Origin of the sequence: Veillonella sp. T34266-5 (assembly GCF_002959815.1) — a bacterium.
Lineage (GTDB): Bacteria > Bacillota > Negativicutes > Veillonellales > Veillonellaceae > Veillonella > Veillonella atypica.
Map to the genome: position 1 here is coordinate 115953 of NZ_PPCZ01000024.1, position 14294 is coordinate 130246.

Annotated in this window: 15 protein-coding genes; 3 read left to right on the plus strand and 12 right to left on the minus strand. The window is 40.9% G+C overall.

The genetic code is table 11. The features are described from left to right. Positions 1 to 319 precede the first annotated feature (319 nt). Entirely contained in the window at positions 320 to 1321 is a 1002-nt protein-coding gene (locus VIHSUH07_RS08560; protein ID WP_105084627.1) for a sirohydrochlorin cobaltochelatase, read from the plus strand. Positions 1322 to 1372: 51 nt separating this feature from the next. Then, the gene (locus tag VIHSUH07_RS08565; RefSeq protein WP_105084628.1) at positions 1373 to 2314 is read left to right on the plus strand and encodes an ABC transporter substrate-binding protein; all 942 of its coding nucleotides are present in this window, start codon (positions 1373 to 1375) and stop codon (positions 2312 to 2314) included. 70 nt (positions 2315 to 2384) lie between these two features. Here the strand turns inward: VIHSUH07_RS08565 and VIHSUH07_RS08570 are convergent, their stop codons facing one another. From VIHSUH07_RS08570 to VIHSUH07_RS08625, 12 genes are all read right to left on the minus strand, one after another. After that, complete coding sequence (locus VIHSUH07_RS08570; protein ID WP_105084629.1) at positions 2385 to 3167, minus strand: ABC transporter ATP-binding protein; 783 nt, start codon at positions 3165 to 3167, stop codon at positions 2385 to 2387. After that, positions 3167 to 4162, minus strand: coding sequence for a FecCD family ABC transporter permease (locus tag VIHSUH07_RS08575; RefSeq protein ID WP_005379268.1), 996 nt, complete (start codon positions 4160 to 4162; stop codon positions 3167 to 3169). Before VIHSUH07_RS08575 ends, VIHSUH07_RS08570 begins: the two co-directional genes overlap by 1 nt. A 119-nt stretch (positions 4163 to 4281) precedes the next feature. Further along, positions 4282 to 4947 carry a precorrin-8X methylmutase gene (locus VIHSUH07_RS08580; RefSeq protein WP_005376263.1) on the minus strand — a complete coding sequence of 222 codons (666 nt, stop codon included), beginning with the start codon at positions 4945 to 4947 and terminating at the stop codon, positions 4282 to 4284. After that, positions 4934 to 5722: a precorrin-6A reductase gene (cobK, locus tag VIHSUH07_RS08585; RefSeq protein ID WP_009661287.1), complete on the minus strand. Its 789-nt coding sequence runs from the start codon at positions 5720 to 5722 to the stop codon at positions 4934 to 4936. Before cobK ends, VIHSUH07_RS08580 begins: the two co-directional genes overlap by 14 nt. After that, positions 5719 to 6408, minus strand: coding sequence for a precorrin-3B C(17)-methyltransferase (gene cobJ / locus VIHSUH07_RS08590; RefSeq protein WP_005376261.1), 690 nt, complete (start codon positions 6406 to 6408; stop codon positions 5719 to 5721). The genes cobK and cobJ overlap by 4 nt, the downstream gene beginning before the upstream one ends. Positions 6409 to 6437: 29 nt before the next feature. Continuing rightward, complete coding sequence (locus tag VIHSUH07_RS08595) at positions 6438 to 7559, minus strand: cobalt-precorrin 5A hydrolase (RefSeq protein ID WP_105084630.1); 1122 nt, start codon at positions 7557 to 7559, stop codon at positions 6438 to 6440. 4 nt (positions 7560 to 7563) lie between these two features. Next, the gene (gene cobM / locus VIHSUH07_RS08600) at positions 7564 to 8325 is read right to left on the minus strand and encodes a precorrin-4 C(11)-methyltransferase (RefSeq protein ID WP_005376252.1); all 762 of its coding nucleotides are present in this window, start codon (positions 8323 to 8325) and stop codon (positions 7564 to 7566) included. A 1-nt stretch (position 8326) separates the two neighbouring features. After that, the gene (cbiT, locus tag VIHSUH07_RS08605) at positions 8327 to 8914 is read right to left on the minus strand and encodes a precorrin-6Y C5,15-methyltransferase (decarboxylating) subunit CbiT (RefSeq protein ID WP_005382722.1); all 588 of its coding nucleotides are present in this window, start codon (positions 8912 to 8914) and stop codon (positions 8327 to 8329) included. Continuing rightward, the gene (gene cbiE, locus VIHSUH07_RS08610) at positions 8911 to 9537 is read right to left on the minus strand and encodes a precorrin-6y C5,15-methyltransferase (decarboxylating) subunit CbiE (RefSeq protein ID WP_060807744.1); all 627 of its coding nucleotides are present in this window, start codon (positions 9535 to 9537) and stop codon (positions 8911 to 8913) included. The genes cbiT and cbiE overlap by 4 nt, the downstream gene beginning before the upstream one ends. Next, positions 9513 to 10631, minus strand: coding sequence for a cobalt-precorrin-5B (C(1))-methyltransferase CbiD (gene cbiD / locus VIHSUH07_RS08615; RefSeq protein ID WP_105084631.1), 1119 nt, complete (start codon positions 10629 to 10631; stop codon positions 9513 to 9515). Before cbiD ends, cbiE begins: the two co-directional genes overlap by 25 nt. A 71-nt stretch (positions 10632 to 10702) precedes the next feature. Continuing rightward, positions 10703 to 11197 carry a YajQ family cyclic di-GMP-binding protein gene (locus VIHSUH07_RS08620; protein ID WP_105084632.1) on the minus strand — a complete coding sequence of 165 codons (495 nt, stop codon included), beginning with the start codon at positions 11195 to 11197 and terminating at the stop codon, positions 10703 to 10705. 295 nt (positions 11198 to 11492) lie between these two features. Then, a complete protein-coding gene (locus VIHSUH07_RS08625; RefSeq protein WP_105084633.1) occupies positions 11493 to 13088 on the minus strand; it encodes a WG repeat-containing protein in 1596 nt (531 codons plus the stop codon). A gap of 146 nt (positions 13089 to 13234) precedes the next feature. On the opposite strand from VIHSUH07_RS08625, the gene VIHSUH07_RS08630 reads away from it, so the two are divergent. Then, on the plus strand, positions 13235 to 14155 hold the full coding sequence (locus VIHSUH07_RS08630; protein WP_105084634.1) for an RluA family pseudouridine synthase: 921 nt from the start codon (positions 13235 to 13237) through the stop codon (positions 14153 to 14155). Positions 14156 to 14294: the final 139 nt, after the last annotated feature.

The following is a 14294-nucleotide window of genomic DNA, read 5'->3' on the forward strand; positions in this document are numbered from 1 at the left end:
TACTAATAATACAAGATTAGCGTATGAAAGTCAATGAGAAATATTATCATATAATCATTTTAGCAAAACAGAATGATAAATCCTATCATAAATATTGAATTACTTATAATTATACCACCATAACCAATAAGAATATTTTTATAAGATATAGGATTATTCCTCATTTATTATGATTTTTTATAAAAATCTAGATGTATTATTTATACGTGTACAGGTATGGGGTTTATTGACATCTATATTCTAGGTTGCTACGATTAATTATAGATTTATAGTTATGTCTGCATAGTCAGATGATGTTGTTTAATGAGGTGATTCACTTATGTTTAGTGTAAAAAAACGTGCATTAACAGTTTCTGCTGCATTAGCGGCTTTCGCATTGACATTTGGTGCTCCTGTGCTTGGTCACGCTGCATACCAATTAAATGATGAAGTAAAAGATCCTACTCCAGCATTGAAAGAAGCTGCTGCAATTGGTGTTCGTACACATAATACAGAAGCTTTACAAAACTTGCCAAACAAAGATGCTATGGTTGTTATGAGCTTTGGTACAACTTATAAAGATACTCGTGCGAAAACAATCGATGCTACTGTAGATGCTATTAAAGCAGCTCATCCAAACACAAAAGTAGTTACAGCTTTCACAAGCCATATCATTCGTGATCGTATCCAACAAAAAGAAGGTATTACTTACCCAACTCCTGAAGAAGCTTTGGCTGATCTCAAAAAAGACGGTTACACTCGCGTTGCATTAGCATCCCTTGATGTAATCCCTGGTATGGAATACAACTACGATGCAGCAGTATATAATTTGTACAAAGATAATTTCAAAAAAATGACACTTGGTACATCTCTTATGTACTGGATGGGTCAAGAAAACCAAACTGACCAAGTTATTGAAACATTAAAAGCTGTTCAATCTCAATTCCCTAAATTAGGCAAAGAAGACGCTCTTCTTATCATGGCTCATGGTACTCCAGATCCTTCCAATGCTTACTATTCTGTAATTCAAGACCGTATCCATACTCTTGGTATGAAAAATGTATTCATCTACACAGTAGAAGGTACTCCAAATCTTGAACAAGTTATCCCACAATTAAAATTACATGGTATTAAACATGTTACATTGATGCCATTCATGATGGTTGCTGGCGACCATGCAAACAACGACATGGCTGGTGCGGAACCAGATTCCCATAAATCCATCCTTGAAAAAGAAGGCTTCAAAGTTGACACTTACATCCATGGCTTAGGTGAAAACCCTAACATCCGTAACTTATTCGTTGAACGTGCTAACGAATCTTGGGACGCATTACAAAAATAATCAATCTACAATTTAACTAGTATCGTTGTATAACGTACATAGGAGTACATCATGAAAAAACTACTACTCTGTAGTCTCGCTTTGGTCATGATCGTACTAGCAATAGCTGGGTGTGGTAAATCCACATCCAGCTCTTCTGCTACTACGAAGGAACTTACCTTTAATGGTGAAACCTACACTGTACCAAAGGATCCTCAACGTATCGCTGTTCTTTCTAATTCTGTATTGTCCATGCTATATGCGGTTGATGGCAAGGCTATCTCCCGTGCTAGCACAACCGATAAATTAGCACCAGAATTAGAATCATTACCTGCATTAGGTCAAACGGCTAACATCAATATGGAACAATTGTTAGGTTTAAAACCAGATGTGGTATTGGGTTTGGAAAACCAACATAAAAAATATGAATCCCAATTACAATCTAACAATATTCCAGCCGTACTTTTCAATTACGATGGCATTAAGGATAATGTGCCAATGCTAACATTCCTTGGAGAGTTAACAAACCATCAAGATAAGGCTAAATCCATTATTGCCACCTATGAAAGTAATATTCAAAAGGTTAAGGATGCCATTAAAAATCAACAACCTGCACGTGTTGCCGTATTGCGTGCTACCGGCAAAGGTGTGACAGCCGAAACCGACGAAGCGATAACTGCATCTATGGTCAAAGAATTAGGTATGACAAATGTTGTAACAGCTCACCTAGATGGTACAACCAAAGATAAAACGGTACCGTATTCTCTTGAAACATTAACCGCTGATAACCCTGATATTATCTTCGTCGTTACCATGGGTAAAGAAGAAGAAATTACAAAGGCCATGAAGAAAGCTATGACAGATAATCCTGCATGGGCTAATCTTAAGGCTGTACAAAACAACCGTGTCATCTACTTACCATCTAAACTATTCCTACTTAACCCAGGTCTACAAACACCTGAGGCTATGGCTCGTTTAGTGAAAGAAGCATATGGCATTGATGTTACATTTTAACATATCCTAACATACTAAAGAGGGCATTCCCTATTTCGGGAATGCCCTCTTTCACTATTAGTCTAGCTATCTACTCAACTAAACCTTTTACGCGTACATATTGTTTATCATCAAAGGTATCGATTTGTACATCTACGGAAAATACATCTCTAAATAGTTCATCCGATACGATTTCTTTCGTATCTCCAGCTGTCACTAAATGACCATCTTTTATAATAGCCATATAATGAGAATATTGTACGGCTTGCGTCAATTCATGGAGTACCATCAATACGGTTAACCCTTGTTCATCGTTTAATCGTTTTAACAATTCCATGATTTCTAGTTGATGGTTAATATCTAAGTATGTTGTCGGTTCATCTAACACTAATAATTTTGGTTGTTGTGCTAACGCCATAGCAATCCATACCCGTTGCCGTTCACCACCAGATAAGGATGGAATTAATTGATTCCGTAAATGATTCGTTTTTGTAATGCCTAATGCATAATCAACGATTTCTCGGTCCTCTTTGGCCGTATTCTTCCACCACATTTGGTATGGATAGCGTCCACAATATACCAATTCTTCTACGGTCATATCCTTTGGCATATTAGGCACCTGTGGCAGAAACGCCATTTGACGTGCCAATTCATTTTGTGAATACGACTGTAATGGTTTACCTAAAATAGTCACACATTCACGAGGACTATGAATATATCCAATCATAGACCGTAAGAGTGTACTTTTACCACAACCATTAGGCCCGATTAAAGTCGTTATTTTACCAAAAGGGACAGATACATTAATATCATGTAAAATATGACGATCTCCGAGAGTGACGGATAACTGGTTTACATCAATAGCCGTATTCATTAGTTATCCCTCCTCAATAGATATAAGAAGAATGGCGCCCCAAAGAATGCCATGATAATGCCAACCGGTACCTCAATTGGACTCCACATAACACGCCCTACCGTATCACTAACAACGAGGACGAGTGCCCCTAATAATGCAGAGCCAGGGAGTAAATACGCATAATCATTACCAATGATAAGTCGTAACATATGCGGTATAACGAGGCCTACGAAACCGATTAAACCCGCAATACTAACGGCACCTGCTGCTAATAGAGCCGCAACAGCAGTCATAATAAACCGCGTTTGTTCTACCTTAAGGCCTAGCCCCTTTGCTGTTTCATCACCTAAACTTAAAATAGTAAGACGTTTGGCGCCTAAGCAAGCAAAAATAAGACCGACTAACGCATATGGGAACAGAACCTCTACTTGAGGCCAACTGCGTGCAGCCAGTCCCCCCACCATCCAAAGTAAGGCTCCTTGCACACGATCTCCATAGAATACAAGTAGTGCAGAAATACCAGAGCCTAAAAAAGCAGCCACCGCAACACCAGCCAAGATGATACGGCTTGGGCGTACACCATTCTTCCAAGCAAGAGCATATACCATCAATGCCGCAGCCATAGCACCTATAAAGGCGACGAGAGGCACAATATGATCATAGCCAGGGAAAAGAATAAATATAATAACACCGGCAAGTCCAGCACCGGAGGAAACGCCAACGATTTGAGGATCTGCCAAAGGGTTCTTCATAACCGCCTGTAAAATGGCACCCGATACAGCTAAACAGGCACCAACTAATGCAGCAACAATATTACGAGGCAACCTAATATTCCAAATGATTTGCGATGCTGTATCTGTTAGCTCACTAGCCCACAATGTGTGCCAAATCTCCGATAGTGACACCGGTGTTGAGCCCCAAATCAGTGAGATAATCATGCTAGCTATGACAGCAATAACCAAGACAATAATAACTGATATGCGAAAGAGTTTTCGTTCATTCAGAGAGTCCACAGTAACCTCTCCTTTCACCAATACATGGTACTATCAGCACCCGTATTATACATATAAACCTCATAATAGATACAGTAAAACCCGAATCGCCAGCAGTATGCAACGATTCGGGTTACTTATTATTTAGATTCTTTGCCTTCTACGAAGAGCATATCGTTGCGTTTTACATCTGTGTAAAGCAATGCATTACATACGGATGCTGCAATTGGGCTACCACCCTTATTACCTTTTACAGTGATGTAAGGAACTGGGGATACTTCCATCAAATAATCTTTGGATTCAGCAGCGCCTACAAAGCCTACAGGAATACCGATGATAAGAGCTGGTTTAATACCTTCTTCAAGAGCTAAACGCAATACTTCATACAATGCAGTTGGCGCATTACCGATAGCAACGATTTGGCCTTCTAATTGTTTGCCAAATGTGCGCATAGCAGCGATGGAACGTGTTACGCCCAATTCTTTAGCCATTTTAGCTACATTTTCATCTTTGATTAAGCAATGTACTTCATTACCACGAAGTTTAAGAGCCGGTTTAGAAATACCTGTGCGAACCATTTCTACGTCAGTGTAAATATCTGCACCATTGTCTAATGCTTCGATACCTTTTTGAACAGCGTCAGGGCTCATTTTTACGAGTTGAGCATATTCAACGTCACCAGATGCGTGAACTGTACGAGATACAACGCGTACTTCATCATCGGTTAAACCTAAATCCTTTACATAATCGTAAATGATTTCCATACTTTTATCTTCAATGGCTTTAGGATTTTTAACGTAATCCATTAGTGTCCTCCCATAATTTGAAAAATTCATCATTCGATGATACCACAGGGCATTCTAGTTTCACCCGTGGACGATCGATAACAATAACGTGGATGCCAAGGTCGATGGCAGCCTGCAATTTCGTATCTGCACCACCTACGAGGCCAGAGTTTTTCATAACCACAACGCTCGCCTTTGTATCGTGGAACATAATACGGTTCATATCGTAAGAAAATGGACCTTGTACGGCAACGATACGCTTAGGGCTCACATTGAGGTCCTCCATCATTTGCAACACCTCAGCAGTTGGCAAAATGCGTGTCCATACTTCGCAGTCTTGTAAAGCTTCAGATTTAGCAAAGATGTGCATCGTTTTACTACCAGTAGTCAAATACACATGTTTGTTGTTTTCCTTTGCTAATGTACCTGCCAAATTAGCTGCTTCTATTTCATCCACTACGATATGCAACTTATCATAGTCTGGCAATGGTACCTCTTTTCGTTCAAACCGAACAAAAGGAATACCCACCACCTTGGCTGCATCTTGAGCCGTTGCGGTCACAATAGCCGCATATGGATGGCTTGCATCAATGAGTAGGCGCACATTATGCTCCTTAATCAACTGTTGCATAGCCTCTTGATCGAGGCGCCCCGTATGAACCGTAATACCGTCATGGGCAGCTAGTTCCGCCCCATATTGGCTCACGACAGTCACGAGAACCTCTTCACCGGTTCGTTCTTGGATATCTACCGCTAAGGTTCGACCATCCAAGGTACCAGCGATGACCCAAATCATAATTTGTAACCTCGAGGTGTAATCATGCGACCATTTTCAACATAGGTTTGGCTGTTACCAATGATAACAAGTGTTTGCATATCTACTTCTTCTTTTGTGAAGTTTTCAAGATCAGAAATCACCATATGTTGACCTGGACGACCTGCTTTTTGCACGATGCCTACAGGTGTTTTAGGGTCGCGGTATTTAAGAACGATTTCACGTACTTCATCTAAATGAGTTACGCGTTTTTTACTGCGTGGGTTATACAAGGAAATAACCATGTCCCCTTGTGCACAGAGGTCAGCACGTTTTTTAATTAGATCCCAAGGTGTCATCAAATCGCTAAGGGAAATAACGGCAAAGTCATGCATCAAAGGTGCTCCCAATACAGAGGCTGCTACGTTGACAGCACTAAGACCTGGTACGATATCCACGGAAGGACGTTTGTCTGCTGGTACTTTATTAGCCAATTCCAATACAAGACCAGCCATGCCGTACACGCCAGAGTCACCAGAGGATACAACTACTACTTGGTGACCTTCTACAGCCAAATCAACGGCTTGTTGACAACGATCCACTTCTTGCATCATCGCTGTACCTACCGTTTGTTTACCTGCGATAAGGTCTTTAATCAAATCAAGATATGTTAAATAACCGACTACACGATCTGCCGCTAAAATCGCTTCCCGTGCTTGTGGTGTCATAAATTCAGCATCCCCAGGTCCAATGCCGATTACTTTGATGTTACCTGTGCAATGGCTACCGTTGTTTTGGGATACACCGTTTTGTGCTGTATTAATGTTTGGCTCTTGGCCGCTAGTAATGCTGTTGTCTCGCATACGTTTCCTACTCCTATTGTTCCTTTTACAAATGTGGATTCTTTTAAATCCTGTTCTTCTATAACGGGTGCTATCTCTTCTTGTGTGTAGAAATGAATAGCCCACCCTAATTCGTTTACGGCCTCTAATAGACCGACTTCATCTTGTTTCACGATAACCGATGCAGCTGTGACGATGCTTTTTGGTGAAAGCTTATGCGTCTGCAGAGATTGTGTAATGGCATCCAGTATGAGTTCCTTTGGCGTATCTCGGCGACAACCGATCCCCATCGTATACGTACGAGGGCGTAAGATGAGTTGCTCTGCATACTCAGGAATCATCTTATCTGTTATAACTACACGACGAACACCATCAATCTCAGGCAATGTAAATACATCTACCACCTGAACAGTGCCATGCGTACCGATATGTAATGCAGCAGCATCGCGTAACCGATTAGCATCGACTAAGGTTTCATCGATGTAGTAGTTGACGCTTTCACCAGCCACAACAGCAGAATTCACATCCACTAATGTGTGAAAATCATCAACCAACAGATGCTCGTGGCGCGCCAACACATCAGGCGCTGGCAATCCATTAACATCCGTCGCCGTTGTAATAACTGGGTCCGCATCGATGGCCAGCGAAATGGACTGCGTCCATTCGTTGGCGCCCCCAAGATGTCCGGATAATAAGCTGATGACATGATGACCGGCCTCATCCATTACGACGATGGCCGGATCCTTGGATTTATGCTCAATATACGGTGCAATCATGCGCACTACGATACCGAGTGCCATAATGCATAACACTTGATCGTAATCCTTGAAAATCTGTCCTATATGATGTTTGAGAGAATCAAAATAGATAGCCTCACCACCAGAGGGACGGTTTTCCTTTTCATAACAATCCGCATGAGGAACCACCAAAGACTTAATGCGTTGTCCTAGCTTTGCACCGCGTTCTGAAACAGAAAGAATAGCTGTCCTATTCTTATTTCCTGTTGTTATAGGCGCATCAGATTCTAGTTCTTTCATCACACTAGTCCTTAGCACTACGATACATATGAGCAAAGCCCTTATCGTAAAGCTTAGATAATTCGTATTCGCTGTCTAGTACATGACTAACAACGATCATAGCTTGACGTAATACGCCTTCTTCAGCCACGATATCCGCAATGGTTTCCAATGTGCCACGGATAATGCGTTGGTCTGGCCAAGAAGCTTTCACTACGATAGCTACAGGTGTTGTTTTATCATAACCGCCTTCGATAAGTTCAGCTACTACCTTATCTAGCATTTGAACGCTAAGGAAGATACACATGGTCGCTTCATGAGCCGCCAACATGCGCAATTTTTCCTTCGGAGGCATTGGTGTACGGCCTTCCATGCGCGTAATAATGACGGTTTGAGATACATTTGGCAATGTGTACTCTTGCTTTAATGCTGCTGCTGTAGCGAGGAATGAACTTACACCAGGCACCACTTCATAGGTAATGCCCATACCAGCCAAGGCATCCATTTGTTCTTGGATAGCACCGTAAATAGCGGGATCACCGGTGTGCAAACGAACAACCTTTTTGCCGTCAGCTACGGCAGCTTTCATAACTGCCAATACCTCATCAAGGTTCATAGTGGCACTGTTATGAATTTCACAACCTGGTTTACAAGCCTCTAAAATAGCAGGGTTTACCAAGGAACCGGCATAGATGACAACGTCGGCCTCTTGCACTAAACGATACCCTTTGCGCGTAATAAGCTCTGGATCCCCAGGGCCTGCGCCTACAATATGCACGTCAACCATATTACTCTCCTTCTGCGATACGCGTTGCAGATACAATGAAAATTGGACTCAATGGGTCCAACAAATGATATGGACCAGCCTTACGATAGCGGCTAATGGACATTTGGTACCCTTCATATGTGAAAGGACGACCTTTCAATTCTTTTAAAATGGTATATCCCGTTTCCATCGTTACCGCCGTTACAACAAGGCGACCGCCTACCTTTAACAATCGTTGTACTTCATCCATAATGCCCGTCATACCGCCAGCACTGCCGCCGATAATAACCGCATCAAGCTCAGGTAAATCTTCCATACCTTCTGGAGCCTTGGATTTTATGACAGTCATATTATTTACATTGAATTTCTTCATATTTTCATGAATCAACTCAATGCCTTTATCAAAACGTTCAATAGCATATACATGACCTTTAGGAGCCGCTAATGCAGCTTCGATAGAAATCGAACCTGTACCAGCCCCCACATCAAGGACGATGCTATCTTCTTCGATGCGTGCCTCATTCATAACGGCTTTGCGAATCTCGCATTTCGTCATCGGCACGTCACCGCGTATAAATTCCTCATCAGGAATTCCGAAAAAATGTCTCATCCTAGTACCACCATAACAGAATGTCCAAAGCCTTCGAGCTCAGTTAATACCTCTAATGTAGAATCTACGATTTTTTCATCATCGTAACTCAAGCGCTCTAAGGCTGCTGCTCTCGTTTCTTTTGGCCATCCTGCATCTATTAAAATACGCGCAATATGCGCTGGATTATATTCAGGATCCGTTAAGAATCCCATCTTTTTCCCCGCTTCATATACGAGTCTTTCAGGCGCTGGTTGGCGTCCGTGAAAGCTCATTAAATCCGCATCATGCCACACTTCGTTAAGGCGTGCAAAGGCAAATGTCATGGAACTAATGCCTGGCACCACGTCAATGCGTGTGGTAGGAAATTTCTTTTTCAAATACGGTAACAAGCTATAGTAGCCCGTATCACCACTGACCATAACCACAACATCATGGTCGTGAAGTTCACGCTCGATTTGTTCGGATAACCAGCTTAGTTTCCCCGTTACAGGATACGTAATCTGCCCAGGTTCCTTAAAATCCTCCAAGGAGCGTTCACTACCTACCAAAACGGTAGCATGTTTAATTAAATTAAGGCCTTTAGGCACCACATAATCAGGATTGCCCGGACCAATGCCTACGATATACAAGGTATGTGCCAATGTTCTAGCTCTCCTATCTCTTTTGCATGCTTATCCATAGCCAAAATCTCACCCTTTAAGGTGGTAATAATAATACCTACTTCAGCCTCATTAGCAATATATCGTTCACTGCGCATAGATGCGCGGTCTACTACACGTTGGTATACACCAGTTAGGCCTTCTCGTTCTAATATAGGGAACGTAGATTCTGTAGTTTGGCAATTAAATAACTCTTCACACACCGCTTGGGATGCTCCTTCAAGAGCTGCATAGGCTACAATACTTTCCATACGACCATCGCTCATGCGATTATGAGTATGAAAACTTCCGCTAGCAAGCTTAATAAGTTTACCAATATGACCGATAATCAAGATACGTTTAAAGCCAATATGAACGGCTTGTTCAAGCATAAATCCGATGAAGTTACTCGTTTCAGCCATTTGGTTCTTATGGATACCAAGCACTTGTTCCGCTAAATCTTGACCAATCCGCCCTGGTACGAGAACTGCCGTTTCACAGCCATTGGCTTTCATCACCTTTAACTGAGGCACGAGAGAATTCTTAAACCCTTCTTCACTCATCGGCTTAACGATACCCGTTGTACCGATAATGGATATACCACCTTCGATACCCAGCGTATGGTTCAACGTCTTCTTAGCCAACACCTTACCATTAGGAACGCTTACTGTTACCGTCACACCTTGACCTTGCGTACAAAACTCTTCAAATACGAATTTCATCATCGCTCTAGGGCCCGGATTAATGGCCGGTTGTCCAGGGGGCATGGCAAGACCTGGTTTCGTAACCGTACCAACACCAAAGCCAGCTCGAAAACGTAGCTTGCCTGTGTCATCAAGGGTTACCGTCGTTTCCACATCATTGCCATGGGTCACATCTGGATCGTCACCGCCATCCTTCATCACAGTCGCCTTTGCCTCTGTTTCGGATATGATTTCCACAGATTTAATAGGTACCTCGATGAATTGCCCTTGCGGATTCTCAATGACAACCTTGTCCACAATATCGTGTTCTAAGAGGGCCAATAGACCTGCTTTCATGCCTGCCGTAGCACATGAACCGGTCGTATAACCACCCTTCATGTCCTCTACTCTCATAGCGCCTCCTACACCGATAGGGTTAGCGATTCACTGGAATCAATCTAACCCTATCTCTTATGCTTATATAATTAGGAACGGAAGTTAACGAATTGCAATTCAACCGGTACATCCAATTGTTTTAACATTTGAATAACCGCTTGCAAATCATCTTTATCCTTGCCAGATACGCGCACTTGATCCTCTTGGATAGACGCTTGTACCTTAAGCTTCATATTTTTGATTGCCTTTACTACTTCTTTAGCATTTTCTTTTGTAATGCCTTTTTTAATAGTAATCACTTGGCGTACAGTGGCACCAGCAGCAGGCTCAACCTTACCATAATCAAGGTTCTTAACCGCTACATTACGTTTAACCATTTTGCCTTTTAATACATCGATAATAGCGTTCAATTTATATTCGTCATCACCGATGATTTTAATGGTATCACCTTCAAGGCTAATTTCAGCTTTAGAACCGCGGAAATCATAACGCGTACCAATCTCTTTCTTCGCTTGGTTTACCGCATTATCCACCTCTTGCATATCCACTTCGGATACAACGTCAAAGGAACAATCTTTAGCCATTTTATACCTCCTACACCTGAACCCATTGGGCATGGGGTTCACGCATTATTTTCATCATCATCCACGTATTCATTGAATGGAATACATCTATATAATTATATCGTAAATTATCTATATTTACTAGGAATTTCAGAATTTAGATTATAACTATTCATTATATAAAAATAGCAATGTACGATACATTCATACATTGCTATTTACTCGTTAATTTATTTTTTATATGTACTCAATATAAACGGCCCTCTATCCTACAAGCTGTAGAATAAGTAATCCGCTAATTAAGCAAAAGTTCTGGTTATAGGATATTTATAGCCTCATAAGTAGGTTGTACAACCCATTCACCTTTAGCATTCATAACGCCCCATTTTCCTTTGGACTTAACAGAGCTAAAGCCATGATTAAAAGACTTCACATCTTCTATAATATTATTAGTATCTCTAAATAATACATGACCATCATTATCGATAATAGTATATGCGTCTTTACCTGTATGAACCCATGTTACAGTATCACTGTTAAATGGCTCAATAGTCGCTTCTGTTTGAGCAGAATATAATGATTTCCCCGTAGACATATTGATAAGATTTTTAACATTGTCTTTCACTACTACTAAACGATCTGTACCGGCAAAGGAAATAGAATCATATTTGAAGGACACCACTTGCTTACCTGTAGACACATCAAAAATGCCCCATTTATCAGTGCTATTATCTTTTAATGCTAACAAACCATTAAATTTATCCATTTCACCAGCATCATAATCACCTGGTTGAATAACGATTTCGCCCTTGCGATTAACAAAATATAGTTTACCAGAATCCTTAATTACCGTACCATATGATGTCATAGGCCATACTTTATCTTTTTTACTGTCAATCACAATATTGCCATTACGGTCAATATAACCACGTTTTGCACCATCATATACAAAACCACCTACATGGTAATGATGACCACCTAGAAGGGCACCGCCTACAATGCCGCCTACAATAAAGCCACCTACAAGGCCACCAAGGTTAAAACCACTTACAGAACGACGATATTCGGCAAGACCATTACGATATCCATAGACCTCTTTAGAAGGTGCTACGAATAACTCTTTACCAGTACCATCAATAGCTACAATTTTACCTTTTGCATTTTTAACAAATGCACGATCTTCACTAAAACCAGTTAACACTTGACGGAATTGCGGTTCAATTACAACCTTATCATCTGCTGTTTTAAAACCGTATTTTCCTTTTTGTTTAAATTCTACAAAGCCATCACTTGCATACTCTTGTGTAACTTCTTGTTTAATACGGTCTTTTAAAGCTTCTTCTTCGGAAATTTCCACACCTTTAGGTGTTACCCAAGTTTCTGTTTTCTTATCTACTTGAGCTAATACATTACCAGTCTTATAGTCAACATCGCGAATTTCTTTATATTTAGGTTCGATTGCTACGGTTCCATCTGGACGAATAATCCCCCATTTACCGCCTTGTTTCATAGATGCTAGCACACCATGTTCAAGAACTTCATCATTTTTGAAAGTCATCCCTTTGCCAGACTTCAATGATTTTGGTGCATCGCGATATGGGTTTAATACATCAGATACATCGGTAGCAATGTAACCGGCCAAGGCACTACGTTCTTCTAGTTTTTGAGGTGTCATTACACCTACGCTAGCACTCGTTGATGTAGTTCTATGAGTTTCCTCCGATTTCCACGTAGTAGAAGATGCGGATGTACTATGTTGCTCACGTGTTACACGCGTACTAGTAGATGTTGGTGTATCTGTATTTGTTACAGTTGTGGTACTAGTAGATGTTGTAGTGGATGCTGCGAAAGCACTTGTAGACATAGCCGCCAACACACATGCGACTAATAAAGATTTCTTGTTGAGTTTCATAAATCTCTCCTCTTATTACTCAAAGGTCTATACATATAAAAAATATATAAATAATTATTAATATAAATTATACTATATAGCCATATATATATACAATAAATTATGAAAAATACTTCATTCATTATTTTTTTGCTATAATAGGACCTATGAAAACAGCAACCATAATCGACTTGATTGTAGATGCTAATGTACACACGCAATCTATGAATCATATTATAAAACAACAGCATATTTCACAGCGCATGCGCCGGCGTCTAAAAAATGATGGCATCATCACCATTAACGGACAACCGGCTACATGGGATACCCTTGTTCATGGCGGTGATCATCTGCTTATGAAATTAGCACCTGAACAAGAATTTTCACGCACTCAAATGAATCTGGAAATCGTATACGAAGACGATTACATTCTCGCTGTAAATAAAGCCGCCGGTGTTCTTATGCACCCTACCTCGACGGTACGCGATAGAACATTGGCAAATGGCGTTCTCTATTATTATGACGAAACCGAACAAGCTCATGACTTTCACCCGGTCCATCGACTCGATAAGGACACATCGGGCATCGTCATCATCGCTAAAACATCGGTGGTACAGCATGCCTTTGATAAGCAACGCACAAAATTTCAAAAGGTTTATGACGCCATTGTTGAAGGCACTCTGCCAAGTCAATCGCTAACCATTAATTATCCCATCGGACGTAAACCGGGTAGCATCATCGAACGGTGTTGCACATTAATCGGCAAACCGGCTCGTACAGATGTGACGGTATTGACACACCACATTGTTTCCCAGCCAATACAAATGGATAAAAATTTGAGCACGCAACAGGTTCTCACTCATGTGCAATGTGTACTCCATACGGGCCGAACCCATCAAATTCGTGTACACCTATCCCATTTAGGTTTTCCTTTAGCTGGTGATGATTTATATGGCGGTCATTTAGATCATATCCGTCGGCAAGCATTACACGCTGGGTACCTAGCTTTCACCCATCCTATGACACAGGAGTATATAGAACTACGGGCCCCTATACCAAAGGATATGAAAGATTTACTATATCTCTAACAGATTCATCTAGAAAACCTTATAAAATTGTGGTGCTTTATATCGTTTCTTGATATACTAACAATGAATAGATATGTATCATCATAAGTTGATGACAATACTTTCAAAATACATACAATCGGCTATAAAGCCAAGGAGG